This window comes from Catellatospora vulcania, assembly GCF_009720385.1.
Lineage (GTDB): Bacteria > Actinomycetota > Actinomycetes > Mycobacteriales > Micromonosporaceae > Catellatospora > Catellatospora vulcania.
On record NZ_ML769304.1, the window covers coordinates 49840 to 63686 of the forward strand.

Here is a 13847-nt window from a genome sequence, read left to right on the forward strand (position 1 = left end):
GGGGTCGGTGTCGGGGTCAGGCGCCCCAACCGGCGGCGTTGCCGCCGACGCGTTCGGCGCTGACCTTGGCCAGGTAGCCGGAAGCGCGGTAGGCCGCGATCGGCTCGGGTTCTAGGCCCATGTCTTCGCGCAGCTGGCGCAGCATGGGACGGACGTCGGTGTGGTAGGCATCCATGATGATGTCGTTGGCGGCCAGGACGTCGCCGTCGCGTTGTGCGGCGGCCAGCGCGGTCCGGTCGATCAGCAGCGCCTTGGCGGTGGCTTCCTGGACGTTGAGCACCGACCGGATCACTGCTTGGATCTTCGGTTCGATGTTGTGGCACTGGTCGAGCATGAACGCGATGCCGCCGTCGGGGGTGACGGCGCCGGCAGCGGCGATCTCGTTCATGATCCGGAACAGTTGGAACGGGTCGGCGGCTCCGGCCATGAGGTCGTCGTCGGCGTAGAACCGCGAGTTGAAGTCGAACGCGCCGAGGCGGTGCTGGCGCAGCAGGAACGCGACGATGAATTCGATGTTGGTGCCGGGAGCGTGGTGGCCGGTGTCGATGACGACCTGCGCCCGGGGGCCGAGTTCGACGCAGTGGGCGTAGGCGGTGCCCCAGTCGGGGACGTCGGTGGCGTAGAACGCGGGCTCGAACAGCTTGTACTCCAGCAGCATCCGCTGTTGGCCGGTCAGCCTCGCGTATGCCTGCTGCAGGGCGTCGGCCAGCCGGTCCTGGCGGGTGCGGAGATCGTCCTGGCCGGGGTAGTTGGTGCCGTCGGCGAACCACAGCTTCAGGTCGGGTGAGCCGGTGGCGTCCATGATGTCGACGCATTCGAGCAGGTGCTCGACGGCCTTGCGGCGTACTGCCGGGTCGGGGTTGGTGACCGAGCCGAGGCGGTAGTCGTCGTCTTGGAAGACGTTGGCGTTGATGGTGCCCAGCCGGATGCCGTGCTCGGCGGCGTAGGCGGCCAGGTGCTGGTAGTCGCTGACCTTGTCCCAGGGGATGTGCAGGGCCACCGACGGGGCGATGCCGGTGAAGCGGTGCACGGTGGCGGCGTCGGCGATCTTCTCGTACGGGTCGCGGGGTACGCCGGGTTGGGCAAAGACCTTGAACCGGGTGCCGGAGTTGCCGTAGGCCCACGACGGTGTCTCGATCTCCTGCCGGCGCAGGATGTCGGTGATGGCGGTGGGGTTCATGGGTGCTGGCCTTCCGGATTGTCGGCGGGGGTGTCGAGGTCGTAGTCGGTGCGCAGGCGCAGGTCGATGCTGGATCGGCCGACCTGCACCTGGTAGAAGCCGGGGTGCAGCTGCCAGCCGCTGCCGGGGTGGTAGGCGGCCAGGTCTCGCAGCGGCACGGCGATGGTCGCGCTGGCGGTGGCGCCGGGTTCCAGGCGCAGCTTCGCAACGCCTTTGAGCTGCCGGTAGGGCTGCCGTGCGGCGTTCGGGGCGGTGACGTACAGCTGGACGGTCTCGGTGCCTGCCCTGGTGCCGGTGTTGGTGACGGTCACAGTCGCGGCGAGGGTGTGGTTGTTCGTGGTGACCCTGATGGCGTCGTAGCGGAAGTCGGTGTAGGACAGGCCGTGCCCGAACGGGAACAGTGGCTGCCGCCGGTGGTGGTCGAAGTGCCGGTAGCCGGTCAGGGGGCCTTCGCTGTGCACGGCGGTCCCGTCGACGCCGGGCATCTGCTCGGGGGTGCTGATCGGTCCTTGTGCGTCGGCGGGGAACGTGACCGGCAGGCGGCCGCCGGGTTCGGTGTCGCCGAACAGGACAGCGGCCAGGGCGTCGCCGAAGCGCTGGCCCGGGTACCAGACCTGCACGACGGCGGCGACCTGCGCCAGCCACGGCATCAGGACCGGGCCGGGGGTGTTGAGCACGACGACGGTGCGCGGGTTCGCGGTGGCGACCGCGGCGATCAGGTCGTCCTGGTCGCCGGGCAGTGCGAGGTTCTGGCGGTCCATCGCCTCGCCGCTGACGGCCTGCGCGACGACGATCGCGACGTCGGCACGGGTCGCTGCCTCGGCGGCGTCGGCGATCAGGTCGTCGGGTTCCTGCCAGCCGAGGCGCACACCGGGCCGGATCCCGAGGAACGGCAGGTCCAGGGCCGGCCCGTGGTCGAAGCGCACCTCCAGTTGGACGGGGTGTCCGGCGGTGAGGTCGACGACCGCTTGGCGGCTGTAGGCCGGTCCGGCGAACATCCGGTCGGTTTCGTGGGCGCCTGCGGTGGCCTGTGCTCCGTCGAGGTGCAGGGTGGCGTGGCCGCCGCCGGTGAGGCTGAACCGGTGCCTGCCGGTGCGACGCGGGGTGAGCCAGGCGGTGTAGCGGGCCCTGAACGCCCCGCCGACGCCGTCGGGTGGTCCGTGCCGGTCGATGCCCGCCTCGACCGCGGCGCAGATGGGGCTGCCGTCGACGGTGAAGTATTCGGCGAGCACACCCAGGCTGCCGTCCGGCTGGGTGAGCACCTCGGCGGCGAGCGTCGGCAGCGGCAGGTCGCCGAGGGTGCCCTGGGCGTGGGTGACGCGGGTGCTGTCGGCGGCACGGGCACGGATGCCCAGCAGCGGGGTTATGATCCGGTCGGGGTCGGCGGTGACGCCGCCGGAGCCTCCGACGGTGTAGATCGCGTCGGTGCCGGCGCAGCCGATGACGGCGATCTCGGTCAGGTCGGTCGGCAGTGGGAGGACGCCGTCGTTGGTCAGCAGCACGCTGGCTTCGGCGGCGACGTGTGTGGCGAGCCGGTCGTGGGTGGCCGGATCGGGTGCGGGCTGCCGGTGGTTGTCGGCTTGGCCGCAGCCGATGACGGCGGTCAGGATCCGGGTCGCGATGTCGCGTAGCCGCTGCGGGTCGGTGAGCATGTCGGCGGTGCGGCCGGATGGGCCGTCCAGGCCGGGCACGTCCAGGCCGGCGCGTACGGCCTGGGCGGGGTCACGGACGGCGAAGATGAAGTCCGGGGCGGTGAACCCCTTCCAGTCCCACTGGTGTTTGACGAGGTGCCACAGGTCGGGGTCGTGGCTGGGGTAGGTGCCGTTGAGCCGGTTGTAGGACGCCATCACCGCCCACGCGCCGCCGTCGGTGAGCGCGTGCCGGAACGGGGCCAGGTACAGCTCGTGCAGGGTGCGTTCGTCGACGCGCACGTCGAGGGCGTCGCCGCGGTCGGAGATGTGTCCGTCGCCGGTGCGGCCGCGTTCGTGGGTGTTGGCGACCAGGTGTTTGACCATCGCGATGACCTGTTGGCTTTGCACCCCGCGCACGTATGCGGCGCCGAGGTGTCCGGCAAGCCACGGGTCCTCCCCCATCGTTTCGGGGATCCGCCCGGCCAGCGGGGTGCGGACCAGGTCGAGGGCGGGGCCGAGCAGGACGGTGTGGCCACTGCCGCGGACTTCGGCGCCGATCGCGGCACCGTACGCGTGCGCGAGGTCGGCGTCCATGGTGGCCGCCAGGGCGAGGGTGACCGGCATGGCGGTGCCTGCGGGGATGTCGCGTACGCCGCTGGGTCCGTCGCGGTAGGCAAGCGGTGGAAGGCCGAGGTCCTGCAGGACGGTGTAGTCGGCCAGCGCCAGCGCGGTCAGCTGCTCGGCGGTCAGGGCGGTGAGCGCTGCGGTGACACGGTCGGAGAGCGGCAGGGCGGGGTCGTGCCAGGGGCGGGTGCTCATGCGGGGGTTCCTGCGGCTTCGCGGTCGTGGATGTTGGTGTTCACTGGGCGGACGGGGTCGTGGTCAGCGGGCCGGTGCGCGACCGTGAACGTGTGGGTGCCGCTGCCGACGACGGTCGGTGCCTGGCCTGGCAGGTCGACGACTGCCGTGGTTCCGGCAGGGGCGGTGACCTGCACGTGCAGGGTGCCGCCGTCGCGGTGCCAGGCCACGGCGGCGGTGCCGTGGGGGGTGAGGTGTTCGGTGCGGGCGTGGGTGAGTCCGCCGCCGGGGCGAGGTGCGATGCGCAACCTGCGGTAGCCGGGAGCGTCGGCGGCCAGGCCGGCGACCGTGCGGTGCATCCAGTCGGCGACCGCGCCGAGGGCGTAGTGGTTGAACGAGGTCATCTCACCGGGGTTGACGCTGCCGTCAGGCAGCATGCTGTCCCAGCGTTCCCAGGTGGTGGTGGCGCCCATGGTGACCGGGTACAGCCACGACGGGCAGCCGGTCTGGGTGAGCAGGTGGTAGGCGGTGTCCAGATGACCGGTGGCGGTGAGCGCGTCGCAGATCAGCGGTGTGCCGACGAAGCCGGTGGCGATGAAGTGGTCATTGTCTGCGACGAGTTCGGCCAGCCTGCGTCCGGCCCGCTTGCGCAGTCCGTCCGGCAGCAGGTCGAACATGATCGCCAGGGCGTAGGCGGTGGGTGCGTCGGAGGCCATGCGCCCGGACGCGGTGACGAACTCGGTCGTGAACGCCTGCCGGGCGGCCGCGGCCAGCTCGGCGTAGCGTCGCCGGTCCTCGGGCCGGCCGAGCAGCGCGGCGATGTCGGCCAGCAGTGCCGTGGTGTGGGTGTGGTAGGCGGAGGCGACCAGGTATGGATCGGTGCGTGCCTGGTCAGGGCGGCGCGGCGGTGCGGCGGGGTCGAGCCAGTCACCGAACTGGAAGCCGGTGTTCCACAGGTGGGCGGGGCCGGCGATCGCGGCGATCTGCTCGACCCACGCGGTCATGCTCGGGTACTGGTCGGCGAGGATCTGCAGGTCGCCGGTGCGCTGGTACAGCGTCCACGGGACCAGGACCGCGGCGTCGCCCCACGCGGCGGCCGGGGCGAGGTCGAACAGCACCGGCACCCACGGAACGTAGTGCGGCACGGTGCCGAAGCGAACCTGTTCGGCGGCCAGGTCGGCCAGCCACGAGGTGAGCAGGCCGGTGCAGTCGTACAGGTAGGTGGCGGTGGGCGCGAATGCGGCGATGTCGCCGGTCCAGCCGAGGCGCTCGTCGCGCTGCGGGCAGTCGGTGGGCAGGTCGACGAAGTTGCCGCGCATGCTCCAGACGACGTTGTCGTGCAGTCTGGTCAGCAGCGGGTCGGAGCAGTCGAACCGCCCGGCCGGGCTCATGTCGGTGTGGATGACGACGGCTTCGACGTCGACGTCGGTCTCGGCATCGATCTGGGCGTAACGGAATCCGTGGATGGTGAACCGGGGTTCCCATTCTTGGACGTCGTCGCGGTCGGCGAGCACGTATTCGTCGACTGACGGGGCGTTGCGCAGGGGGCGGGTGCACAGTTCGCCGTGTTCGAGGACTTCGGCGTGCCGCAGCCGGATGACCTGCCCGGCGTTTCCTCGGACCCGGATGCGCAGCCGGCCGGAGATGTTCTGCCCGAAGTCGATGATGCGCCGCCCGGATGGTGAGGTGAGCTCGGCGACGGGGTTGAGGGTCTGGATGCGGCGCACCGGCGGCCCGACGGGAGCGGTCAGCCGCGTCAGGTCGAGTTCCTGTTCGGTCACCCCTGCCCAGGTGCGGTCGTCGAAGCCTGGCGATGACCAGCCGCGGTGTTCGTTTCGGGCGTCGTGGCGTTCGCCTTCGTACAGGCCGGTGGCGGTGATGGGGCTGGTGGTGCTGCGCCAGTTCCGGTCGGTGGCCACGACGGTGGTGGTGCCGTCGGGGTGGTGCAGTTCGAGTTGGGCCAGCAGCGCGGTGCGGGTGCCGTAGTGGTCGCGGGTGCCGCCGTTGAATCCGACCAGTCCCCGGTACCAGCCGTCGGCAAGCCACGCCCCGATCGTGTTGGCGCCATCGTGGAGCAGGTCGGTGACGTCGAAGGTCTGGTAGCGCAGCCGGTCGGGGTAGCTGGTCCAGCCCGGGGCCAGGACGTGGTCGCCGGCCCGCCGGCCGTTGATCTCCATTTCGTAGAGGCCGTGGGCGGTGGCGTACAGCCGGGCGGCGGTCACCGGTGCGGTGGCGGTGAAGTCGCGGCGCAGCAGCATCGCCGGACGCGGCAGCGGCCCTGCCGCGTCCGGGTGCGGGCTGATCGCCGTGGCCTGCCAGTCGTGCGGGTGCAGTAGTCCGGTCTCGATGACGGCTGGTGTGCTCCACTCCGACGGGTCGGGTCTGTCTGCGGACCAGGCCCGGACCCGTACGTGGCGGCGCTGCCGGGAGGTCAGCGGCGGCGCGGGCCAGGGTCGCAGGCTGCTGTCGGTGTCGTCGATGCGGCCGGTGGTGTACGGCTGCAGTCCGCCGTCGACGGCGATCTCGTAGGCGACCTGGTCGGTGCTGGTGTGCCAGGACAGCCGCGGCGTGGTGCGGTGAGTCCCGAGCGCTTCGCCGAGGTGCTCGAAGCGCAGGTGGTGCGTGTGCATGTCAGCCCTTCACCGATCCGGCCGTCAGGCCCTTCATGACCTTCTGGTTGAGGGCCAGGTACAGCAGCAGGGTCGGTACTACGGTCAGGCAGATGGAGGCGAAGGTGGGTCCCCACTGGCGCTGGCCGTACTGGCCGACGAAGTTGAGCAGGCCGGTCTGCACGGTGCGCAGGCTGTCGTCGCTGATGAATGTCAGTGACAGCAGCAGGTCGTTCCAGATGAAGAAGAACTGCACCAGGGCGATGGTGAGGATGGCGTTGCGGACCATGGGCAGCACGACGGTGGCGAAGGTCCGGAAGATGCCGGCGCCGTCGAGGAACGACGCTTCCAGGACCTCGGGTGGGATGGCGCGGAAGTACCCGGCCATGAGGAACACCGTCAGCGGCAGCCCGAACGCGGTGTAGGTGATGATCAGCGACCACAGCGAGTTGATGAGCTGGGCTTTGAAGTAGATGGTGAACAGCGGCAGCAGCACCATCTGCATCGGGACCATGATCCCGCCGAGGAACGCCAGCAGGACGGTGTTGCGCCCGCGCCAGACCATGACCTGCAGTGCGAATCCGGCGGCAACGCCGAACACGATGATCGCGGCCAGGGACGGGACAGTGGCCAGCAGGCTGTTGCGCAGGTAGCCGGACATGTTGCCGGTCGTCCACGCTTCGCTGTAGTTGGCCCAGTCGAAGCCTTCGGGTAGCGCCCAGACGGGTTTGAGGGAGAATTCGTCTTCCCGCTTGAGCGAGGACAGCATGAGCCAGACGAGCGGGTAGATCTCGATGACCAGCAGCAGCGCGACCGCGGCGCGCAGCGGTGTGCGGCGCAGCGTCTGCCCGAGGCTGAAGCGGCGCGGCCGGGGTTCGCGCTCGGGGGTTTCGGGGCGGGCGGCGTGCGCGGGCCGGGTTGCGGTGTGCGTGCTCATCGGTTCTGGTCCTTGCGCGAGTAGCGGAAGATCATCAGGGTGACGAGGAGGCTGAGCAGGGTCAGCTGCATGGCGATGGTGGAGCCGTAGCCGTAGTCGCCGAAGCTGAACGCGGTCTTGTACATGTACAGCGTCAGCGGGCTGGTGGTGTCGCCCGGCCCGCCGCCGGTCAGCGCCATGATCGAGTCGAAGACTTTGAGGGTGCCGTTGATGCTGAAGATCACTGACGAGAGCAGGATCGGTGTGAGCATCGGCAGGATGATGTGCCGGACCAGCCGCCAGCCCTGCGCGCCGTCCAGGCGGGCGCCTTCGACGATGTCGTCGGGGATGTCGACCAGCCCGGCGTAGAGCAGCACGGCGTAGAAGCCCATGGACCGCCACACGTCCATGAGGACCAGGACGATGAACGCGCTGCCGGAGTCGGCGAACCAGTCGCGGTCGCCGGACAGGCCCAGCATCGAGGCGATGGAGTTGACCAGGCCGGGCTGCGGGGCGACGGCGAACAGCTTGGTGAACATGGCAGCGACTGCGACCGTCGGCAGGACGACGGGGAAGAACGCCAGGGTGCGCACGAGCGCGGAGGCGCGCTTGAGGTAGAAGGTGTACAGCAGGGCCAGCAGCAGCCCGAATCCGACCTGCCCGATGGTGACGGCTGCGCCGTACTTGACGGTGAACCACGTCGAGTCCCAGAACGCCTGGTCGTCGAGCAGCTGCCGGTAGTTGTCCAGTCCGGTGTATGTGAACCCGCCGATGACGCTGCCGTCGAAGAAGGTGTAGCCCAGCGACCACACGATCGGGACGATCATGACGAGGGTGTAGACGAGCAGTGCGGGTCCGACGAACACGGCGATCGCCCGCTTGTCCCCGAGCATCGAGCGCACGGGAGTCCTCCTACGGATGGGGTGGTGGGACTTTGTGGGTGGGGCTGCCGCACCGGGTGCGGCAGCCCCGGGGCGGGTCAGCCCTGGTCGATGGCCTTCTGCAGGGTGCTCATGTAGTCGGCGGGCGACATGTCGCCGGTGACCAGTCGGGTCACGTTCTTGGTGGCGGTGTCGGTGGCCTTGGTGGTGAACTGGGCCTCGAACCACAGCAGCGGCTGCTTGGTGGCGCCGATCTGGGCGACGACGCCCTTGGTCAGGGCGCCGGCGTCGGCGGGCGGGTTGGCCGTGAAGCCGCTTACCAGCCCGATCTCGGCCAGGGCCCGGTCGCCGTAGTTGGTCACGATGTACTTGAGCCAGGCGCCGACTTCGGCGTTGTAGGCCTTCTTCGACACGACGGTGGTCAGGCCGGCGTTCATCGGGGTCTGGTCGGCGGTGCCGGCGCCGCCGGCGACGGTCGGGAACGGCAGGAACCCGATGTTGTCGGCGCCGATCTTGTTGGTCTGCGGGTTGCCGAAGTCACGCACCGCCCAGCTGCCCATGTAGAACATCGCGGCCTTGCCCTGCAGGAACAGGTCCTGGGCGGTGGCGTAGTCGAGGCTGCCGACGCCCTTGCCGAAGTAGCCCTTGGTGCCCAGGTCGGCCACCGCCTGCGCGGCGGCGACGTACTGCGGGTCGGTGAGCTTGGCCTTGCCGTCCTTGATGTCGGCCAGGGCGTTGGGGCCGACGGTGCGGAACAGGTGGTTGCCGATCAGGCGGGTCAGCGGCCAGCCCTGCTGCCCGGACGCGGCGAACGGCTGCACGCCCTTGGCCTGCAGCGCCGCAGCGGCGGCGGACAGCTGGTCCCAGGTGGTGGGGGCGGTGATGCCGTTGTCGGCGAACAGCTTCTTGTTGTACCAGATGCCTTCGATGTTCAGTTCGAGCGGCAGGCCGAGCAGCTTGCCGCCCTGGGTCTTCTTGACCAGCTCGACGGCGGCGGGGTTGAGCTTGTCGAAGACGCCGAGGTCCTTGAGGGTCGCCTCGAGGTCGAGGATCTGCCCGGCGTCGTACATCTGCTGCAGCAACTCGTTGCTGTTGGGGGCGTTGAAGATGGTGGGCAGGTTGTTCTGGCTGGCCAGCAGCTGCAGCTTCTGGTCCAGGTCGGCCTGCGGGGCGACCTCGACCTTCAGGGTGGTGCCGGGCTTGGTCTTGGCGTAGTCGTCGGTGAGCTTGCCGAACACCAGCGGCCAGCCCTCGGTGGGCTGCTGCACGGAGTAGTACTTGACCTCCAGCGGGCCGGTGGCGGCTGCGGGGTCGTCGGTGCCGGAGCTGCACGCGGCCAGGGCGAGCATGGCCGCCGCGGCGATCGCGACGCTGCGAAGCTTCACGCTGTTCTCCTCGAATGCGGGTGGGATGTGATGTGGTGTCGCCGGCCGAGCGCCGGCGAGGCAATGTGCTTTGTTGCGGTGGTGTGGCATACCGGTTTCGGCTGTGTCCGAAATGATGGTCGGCGGCCTGACCTGGGGCGTAGCCCGCAATGAACCGCCTGTAGCACGAAATTGACCTGTCGTGCGGTCAGCTCGTGCCGGTGAGTTCCCGCAGGAGCGGGTGGCCGTGCGGGCGTGGCGCGGTCAGCTGCTGGTGGGTGCGCAGCCGGCCGCTGTCGTGCCGGAACCGCTCCCGGTAGGCGCTGGCGGGCAGGCCGAAGTGGGCTTTGAAGCGACGGGCGAAGTAGTTCTGGTCCGGCCAGCCGATCGTGTCGGCGATGTGGCTGATCGGGTCGTCGGTGTACAGCAGCATCGCGGCGGCGTGCTCGACGCGCTGCCGCGACAGGTACGCCATCGGCGGCAGGCCGGTGGCGGCTTTGAACAGCCGCACCAGGTAGCCGGGGGCCAGGTGCAGTGCTTCGGCCAGCTCGTCGAGGGTCCACCGGTGGGCGATGTCCTGCTCGAGCAGCCGCATGGCCTGGATGACCGCCGGGTGGGTGGGCCCGGTCGGTTCGTAGCCCGATCCGGTGGTGTCGACGACGGCTCGGGCCAGCGCACCCAGGACCAGCGCCAGCCGGGCGAGGGTGTCGGCGCGGTAGCGGTCGGCGGGCCTGGCCCGCAGTTCGTCGAGTGCCTGCAGGTGCTGCAGACACTCCTCGAGCACCGCGGGGGGCAGGGTGGCGGCGAGGATGCCGCGGCGCTGCTGGGCGTGGGGTCCGGTCCACAGCAGGTAGCTCAGGAGCGGGTCGTGGCGCATCCAGCCGAGTTCGTTGCGCAGGATCTCCATGCTGATGCAGCAGTTGACCAGGTCGAGCTGGTGGCAGTCTTCGTAGCCGTGCCAGACGCCGGGGCGCAGCAGCACCACGTCGCCGCGGTGCATCGTGTGGCGTCCGGTGGCTGCGTGGTGGGTGCCGTGTCCGGCGACGGCGAACGCGATCTCCATGAAGCTGTGGGTGTGGACGCCGAAGTCGCCGTCGTGCCGGTATCCGCCGGCGTAGATCAGCGACCCGTCGGCGAAGTACATGCGGTTGTCGGTGTTGCCGACGGGGTGGCCTTCGAGCCGGTCGGGAAGGGTCGCGGTCATGCGGCCTGCCGGGTGAAGCGGTCGCTGATCCAGTCGGCGATGTAGGTGCTGACCAGTGGCAGGTTGTCCAGGCCGATGTGCTCGTTGCCGCCGTCGCGGGCGGTGTACACGGTCAGGTGCCGGTCGGGGCTGTTGACGGCCTGGTCGTAGGACTGGTGGGCGTATTCGAGGGGGATCTGGCGGTCGTTCTCGCCGTGCACGACCAGGAACGGGACGGTGATCTTGTCGACGACGCCGTCGAGGGTTACCTGCTGCGCGGTAGAGATGAAGTCGTCGATGGTTTGGCTGCCCCAGACCCACATGACGTGGTCCCAGTAGTGCGGGACGGGGTGTTCGCCTTCGCGCTGCAGGCGCCGTTGCTGCATCTGGCCCCAGTTGTGGTTGGCGCCCCAGGCCACGCACAGGCTGAACCGCGGCTCGAACGCCGCTGCGCGCGGGGCGTAGTAGCCGCCCAGCGACCAGCCCACGACGCCGATACGCGCCGGGTCGACCTCACCGGTGGCCAGCAGCCAGTCGACGCAGGCGCCCGCGGGCCGTTCGGTGTCGGCGACGGCGGTCACGCCGCGCAGGCGCAGGGCCTCGCCGGTGCCGGGGCCGTCGACCATGAGAGTGGAGATGCCGCGGGCGGCCAGCTCATGGCCGAACCCGGACTGGTACATCATCTCCTTGGTGCTGTCCAAACCGTTCCACAGCACGATGCACGGTGCAGGCCCGTCGACGCCCGCAGCCTTCACGTAGTAGGCGGGCAGGGACCCGTCGCCGTAGTGGATCTCCACGCGGGTGCAGTTGTCGCGGCCGATGGCAGTGGCGCGGGCGAACAGATCCAGGGCACGTTCGTAGGCCTTCTGCCGGGGAGCCCAGTGCCGGCTCTGCAGCCGTTCGGCGACCTGCACGTACAGAGCGGCGCGGTGCAGTTTCTGGCCGGCGCTGCGCCACCAGCCGCGGACCTGGTCCTGCCCGGCGAGTTCTTCCAGACGGTCGGCCACCGCGGTCCAGGAGGCGAAGAACTCCTCGGTACCGGCGTCGGCGCCGCGGGCCGCGGCTTCCCGTAGCGGCCGGCAGGCCCGGTCGACCTCGTCGATCAGCGCGCCGCTGTTGAGCGCGCCGATGACAGCGAGGTTCCACACGTAGTTGCCGGGAAAGTACTCGAACACGTCAGGCTCCTTGATCAGCCGGGTGGGTGGGGTGGTGCGCGGGCCGGCGGCGCGACGGTGTCCGCGCGGCGGGGATCGGGTGCGGGTCGCGGCCCGCCACGACGCGGTTGGCGATGGTGCCGATGCCGTCGACGGTCATCGACACGACGTCGCCGGGCCGCAACGGCGGCGGATCGGCGGTGCCGCTGCGGCCCCACAGTTCGGCCAGGCAGCCGCCGTTGCCGCACGTGCCCGAGCCGAGCACGTCACCGGACCGGACCTGCGTGCCGCGGGAGGCGTAGGCGACCAGGGCCTCGAACGGCCAGCCCATGTTCGACAGCAGGTCCACGCCGACGGTGCGGCCGTTGACGGCCACGCTCATACCGAGCGCCAGATGCCCGTCGGGGTCGCGCCACGGGTCGAGCTCGTCGGCGGTGACCAGCCACGGCCCGAGAGTGGTCGCGAAATCCTTGCCCTTGGCCGGGCCGAGCTGCACCTGCATCTCAGCGCGCTGCAGGTCGCGGGCCGACCAGTCGTTGAAGATCGTGTACCCGAAGATGTGGTCACGGGCCTGTTCGACCGTCAGGTCCGCGCCCGGTCTGCCGATGACCGCGGCGACTTCGAGTTCGAAGTCCAGGACCTGGCAGCCGGGAGGCACGGCGACATCGTCGTGGGCGCCGATCATCGCGTAGGGGTTGGTGAAGTAGAACGTCGGCGCGGCATACCACTGCTGCGGCACAGTGGCCGTGCCGCCGACAGACCGGACGACTCCTTCGACGTGCTCCTCGAACGCGACGAAGTCCCGGACCGTCGGTGGTTGCAGCGGCGGCAGCAGCCGCACCTCCGCGACGGGGATCTGCGGCCCGGCCGTGTCGGCGGGGTGGCCGGCGACTACGTCGGCGACGGTGAGGCCGCCGGCCAGCGGCTGGATCAGCTCGCCGACGACGACACCGGCTTTGACCTCGCCGCGGTGGCCGAAGGTGGCGAGTTTCATGCCGGAGTGCTGACCAATGCGGCGATGCGGCCCATCAGCGCGGGCACGTCGGCGTCGCGGCGGCCTTCCAGCAGCCACTGCCCCAGCTTCAGCGATGCGGCGACTACCTGTCCGGCGCGGTCGTGGCGGCGGTCCATGAACGATTCCCACAACCGGTCGTCGACCCGATCGGCGGCGACCAGGAGTTCGGCCAGCACAGCGGCGTCTTCCAGAGCCATAGCGGCGCCCTGAGCCAGGGTCGGCGGGCAGGCGTGGGCGGCGTCGCCGATGAGCACGACCCGGCCGCGGTGCCAGGGCCGGTCCAGCAGATGGGCCTCGAACCAGGTGTAGTTGACCTGGTCCGGGTCGGTGAGCCGGTCGCGGATCGCATCGAAGGGCCCGTGGTAGGCCGACGCCAGTTCCAGCATCGTGTCCAGGCGCTGCTGCGCCGACAGGCCGCTGCGGTCCTGGGCCTTTTCCACGATGTAGGCGTAGAGGCTGTCCGGGCCGGTCGGGCAGTACCCGGCGATGTAGCTGGGGCCGCCATAGAACAGGTCGGTTCGGGTGACCTGCTGCGGGCGCGGGGTGAACGACCGCCAGATGCCCATCCCGGTGGGTTCGGGCTTCAGGTCGATGCCGAGCAGGGACCGGGTGTGCGAGCGCAGCCCGTCGGCGCCGACGACCAGGTCGTAGCGACCCATGGCGCCGCCGGTCAACACGACGTCAACGCCGTCGTCATCGCTGGTCAACTGCTCGACGCTCGTCGCGGGCAGGATCCGTACTCCGGCTTGCCGGGCCCGGTCGTGCATGATCCGGGCCAGGTCGGGCCGGTACATGCCGACGGTCGCGGGCAGGTCACTTCCGCCGGTACGGTGGTCGGGCAGCTCGGCCAGCAGGGTGCCGTGCGGGTCGGGTGCACGCAGCCCGAGGGTGTCGAAGGCGTACCCGAACGCTTGGACCTGAGTCCAGACGCCGAGCTGGCGCAGCACCCGCAGCGCGTTGCCCTGCAAGGTGATGCCGGAGCCGAGCGCTGCGGCATCGGGTTTGATCTCGGCGAGGTCGACGGTGACGCCACCGTCGGCAAGCAGGATCGCGGTTGCGGCGCCGGCCAGGCCGCCACCGACAACCAGGACATGGTTCACTGCGGGCATCGTTGCC

10 protein-coding genes are annotated in these 13847 nt (G+C 70.1%); all 10 read right to left on the reverse strand.

Annotation, left to right across the window (positions count from 1 at the left end; genetic code table 11):
• Positions 1-16 precede the first annotated feature (16 nt).
• Positions 17-1180 carry an L-rhamnose isomerase gene (gene rhaI / locus F6W97_RS10425; protein WP_155370027.1) on the reverse strand — a complete coding sequence of 388 codons (1164 nt, stop codon included), beginning with the start codon at positions 1178-1180 and terminating at the stop codon, positions 17-19.
• On the reverse strand, positions 1177-3630 hold the full coding sequence (locus F6W97_RS10430) for a glycoside hydrolase family 3 protein (protein WP_155370028.1): 2454 nt from the start codon (positions 3628-3630) through the stop codon (positions 1177-1179). The genes rhaI and F6W97_RS10430 overlap by 4 nt, the downstream gene beginning before the upstream one ends.
• Positions 3627-6239, reverse strand: coding sequence for a glycoside hydrolase family 78 protein (locus tag F6W97_RS10435; RefSeq protein WP_155370029.1), 2613 nt, complete (start codon positions 6237-6239; stop codon positions 3627-3629). The genes F6W97_RS10430 and F6W97_RS10435 overlap by 4 nt, the downstream gene beginning before the upstream one ends.
• A gap of 1 nt (position 6240) precedes the next feature.
• Positions 6241-7155, reverse strand: coding sequence for a carbohydrate ABC transporter permease (locus F6W97_RS10440; protein ID WP_155370030.1), 915 nt, complete (start codon positions 7153-7155; stop codon positions 6241-6243).
• On the reverse strand, positions 7152-8027 hold the full coding sequence (locus F6W97_RS10445) for a carbohydrate ABC transporter permease (protein WP_230686602.1): 876 nt from the start codon (positions 8025-8027) through the stop codon (positions 7152-7154). Before F6W97_RS10445 ends, F6W97_RS10440 begins: the two co-directional genes overlap by 4 nt.
• A gap of 86 nt (positions 8028-8113) precedes the next feature.
• Positions 8114-9400: an ABC transporter substrate-binding protein gene (locus F6W97_RS10450; protein ID WP_230686565.1), complete on the reverse strand. Its 1287-nt coding sequence runs from the start codon at positions 9398-9400 to the stop codon at positions 8114-8116.
• A gap of 187 nt (positions 9401-9587) precedes the next feature.
• A complete protein-coding gene (locus tag F6W97_RS10455) occupies positions 9588-10583 on the reverse strand; it encodes an AraC family transcriptional regulator (RefSeq protein WP_155370033.1) in 996 nt (331 codons plus the stop codon).
• Complete coding sequence (locus F6W97_RS10460; RefSeq protein ID WP_155370034.1) at positions 10580-11737, reverse strand: alpha/beta hydrolase family protein; 1158 nt, start codon at positions 11735-11737, stop codon at positions 10580-10582. Before F6W97_RS10460 ends, F6W97_RS10455 begins: the two co-directional genes overlap by 4 nt.
• 1 nt (position 11738) lies before the next feature.
• The gene (locus F6W97_RS10465) at positions 11739-12710 is read right to left on the reverse strand and encodes a fumarylacetoacetate hydrolase family protein (RefSeq protein ID WP_155370035.1); all 972 of its coding nucleotides are present in this window, start codon (positions 12708-12710) and stop codon (positions 11739-11741) included.
• Positions 12707-13840, reverse strand: coding sequence for an FAD-dependent monooxygenase (locus F6W97_RS10470; protein ID WP_155370036.1), 1134 nt, complete (start codon positions 13838-13840; stop codon positions 12707-12709). The genes F6W97_RS10465 and F6W97_RS10470 overlap by 4 nt, the downstream gene beginning before the upstream one ends.
• Positions 13841-13847 lie beyond the last annotated feature (7 nt).

Coding starts and splice junctions, on each gene's coding strand:
- rhaI (WP_155370027.1), bottom strand. CDS start 1,180: ATGAACCCCACCGCCATCACCGACATCCTGCGCCGGCAGGAGATCGAG.
- F6W97_RS10430 (WP_155370028.1), bottom strand. CDS start 3,630: ATGAGCACCCGCCCCTGGCACGACCCCGCCCTGCCGCTCTCCGACCGT.
- F6W97_RS10435 (WP_155370029.1), bottom strand. CDS start 6,239: ATGCACACGCACCACCTGCGCTTCGAGCACCTCGGCGAAGCGCTCGGG.
- F6W97_RS10440 (WP_155370030.1), bottom strand. CDS start 7,155: ATGAGCACGCACACCGCAACCCGGCCCGCGCACGCCGCCCGCCCCGAA.
- F6W97_RS10445 (WP_230686602.1), bottom strand. CDS start 8,027: ATGCTCGGGGACAAGCGGGCGATCGCCGTGTTCGTCGGACCCGCACTG.
- F6W97_RS10455 (WP_155370033.1), bottom strand. CDS start 10,583: ATGACCGCGACCCTTCCCGACCGGCTCGAAGGCCACCCCGTCGGCAAC.
- F6W97_RS10465 (WP_155370035.1), bottom strand. CDS start 12,710: ATGAAACTCGCCACCTTCGGCCACCGCGGCGAGGTCAAAGCCGGTGTC.
- F6W97_RS10470 (WP_155370036.1), bottom strand. CDS start 13,840: ATGCCCGCAGTGAACCATGTCCTGGTTGTCGGTGGCGGCCTGGCCGGC.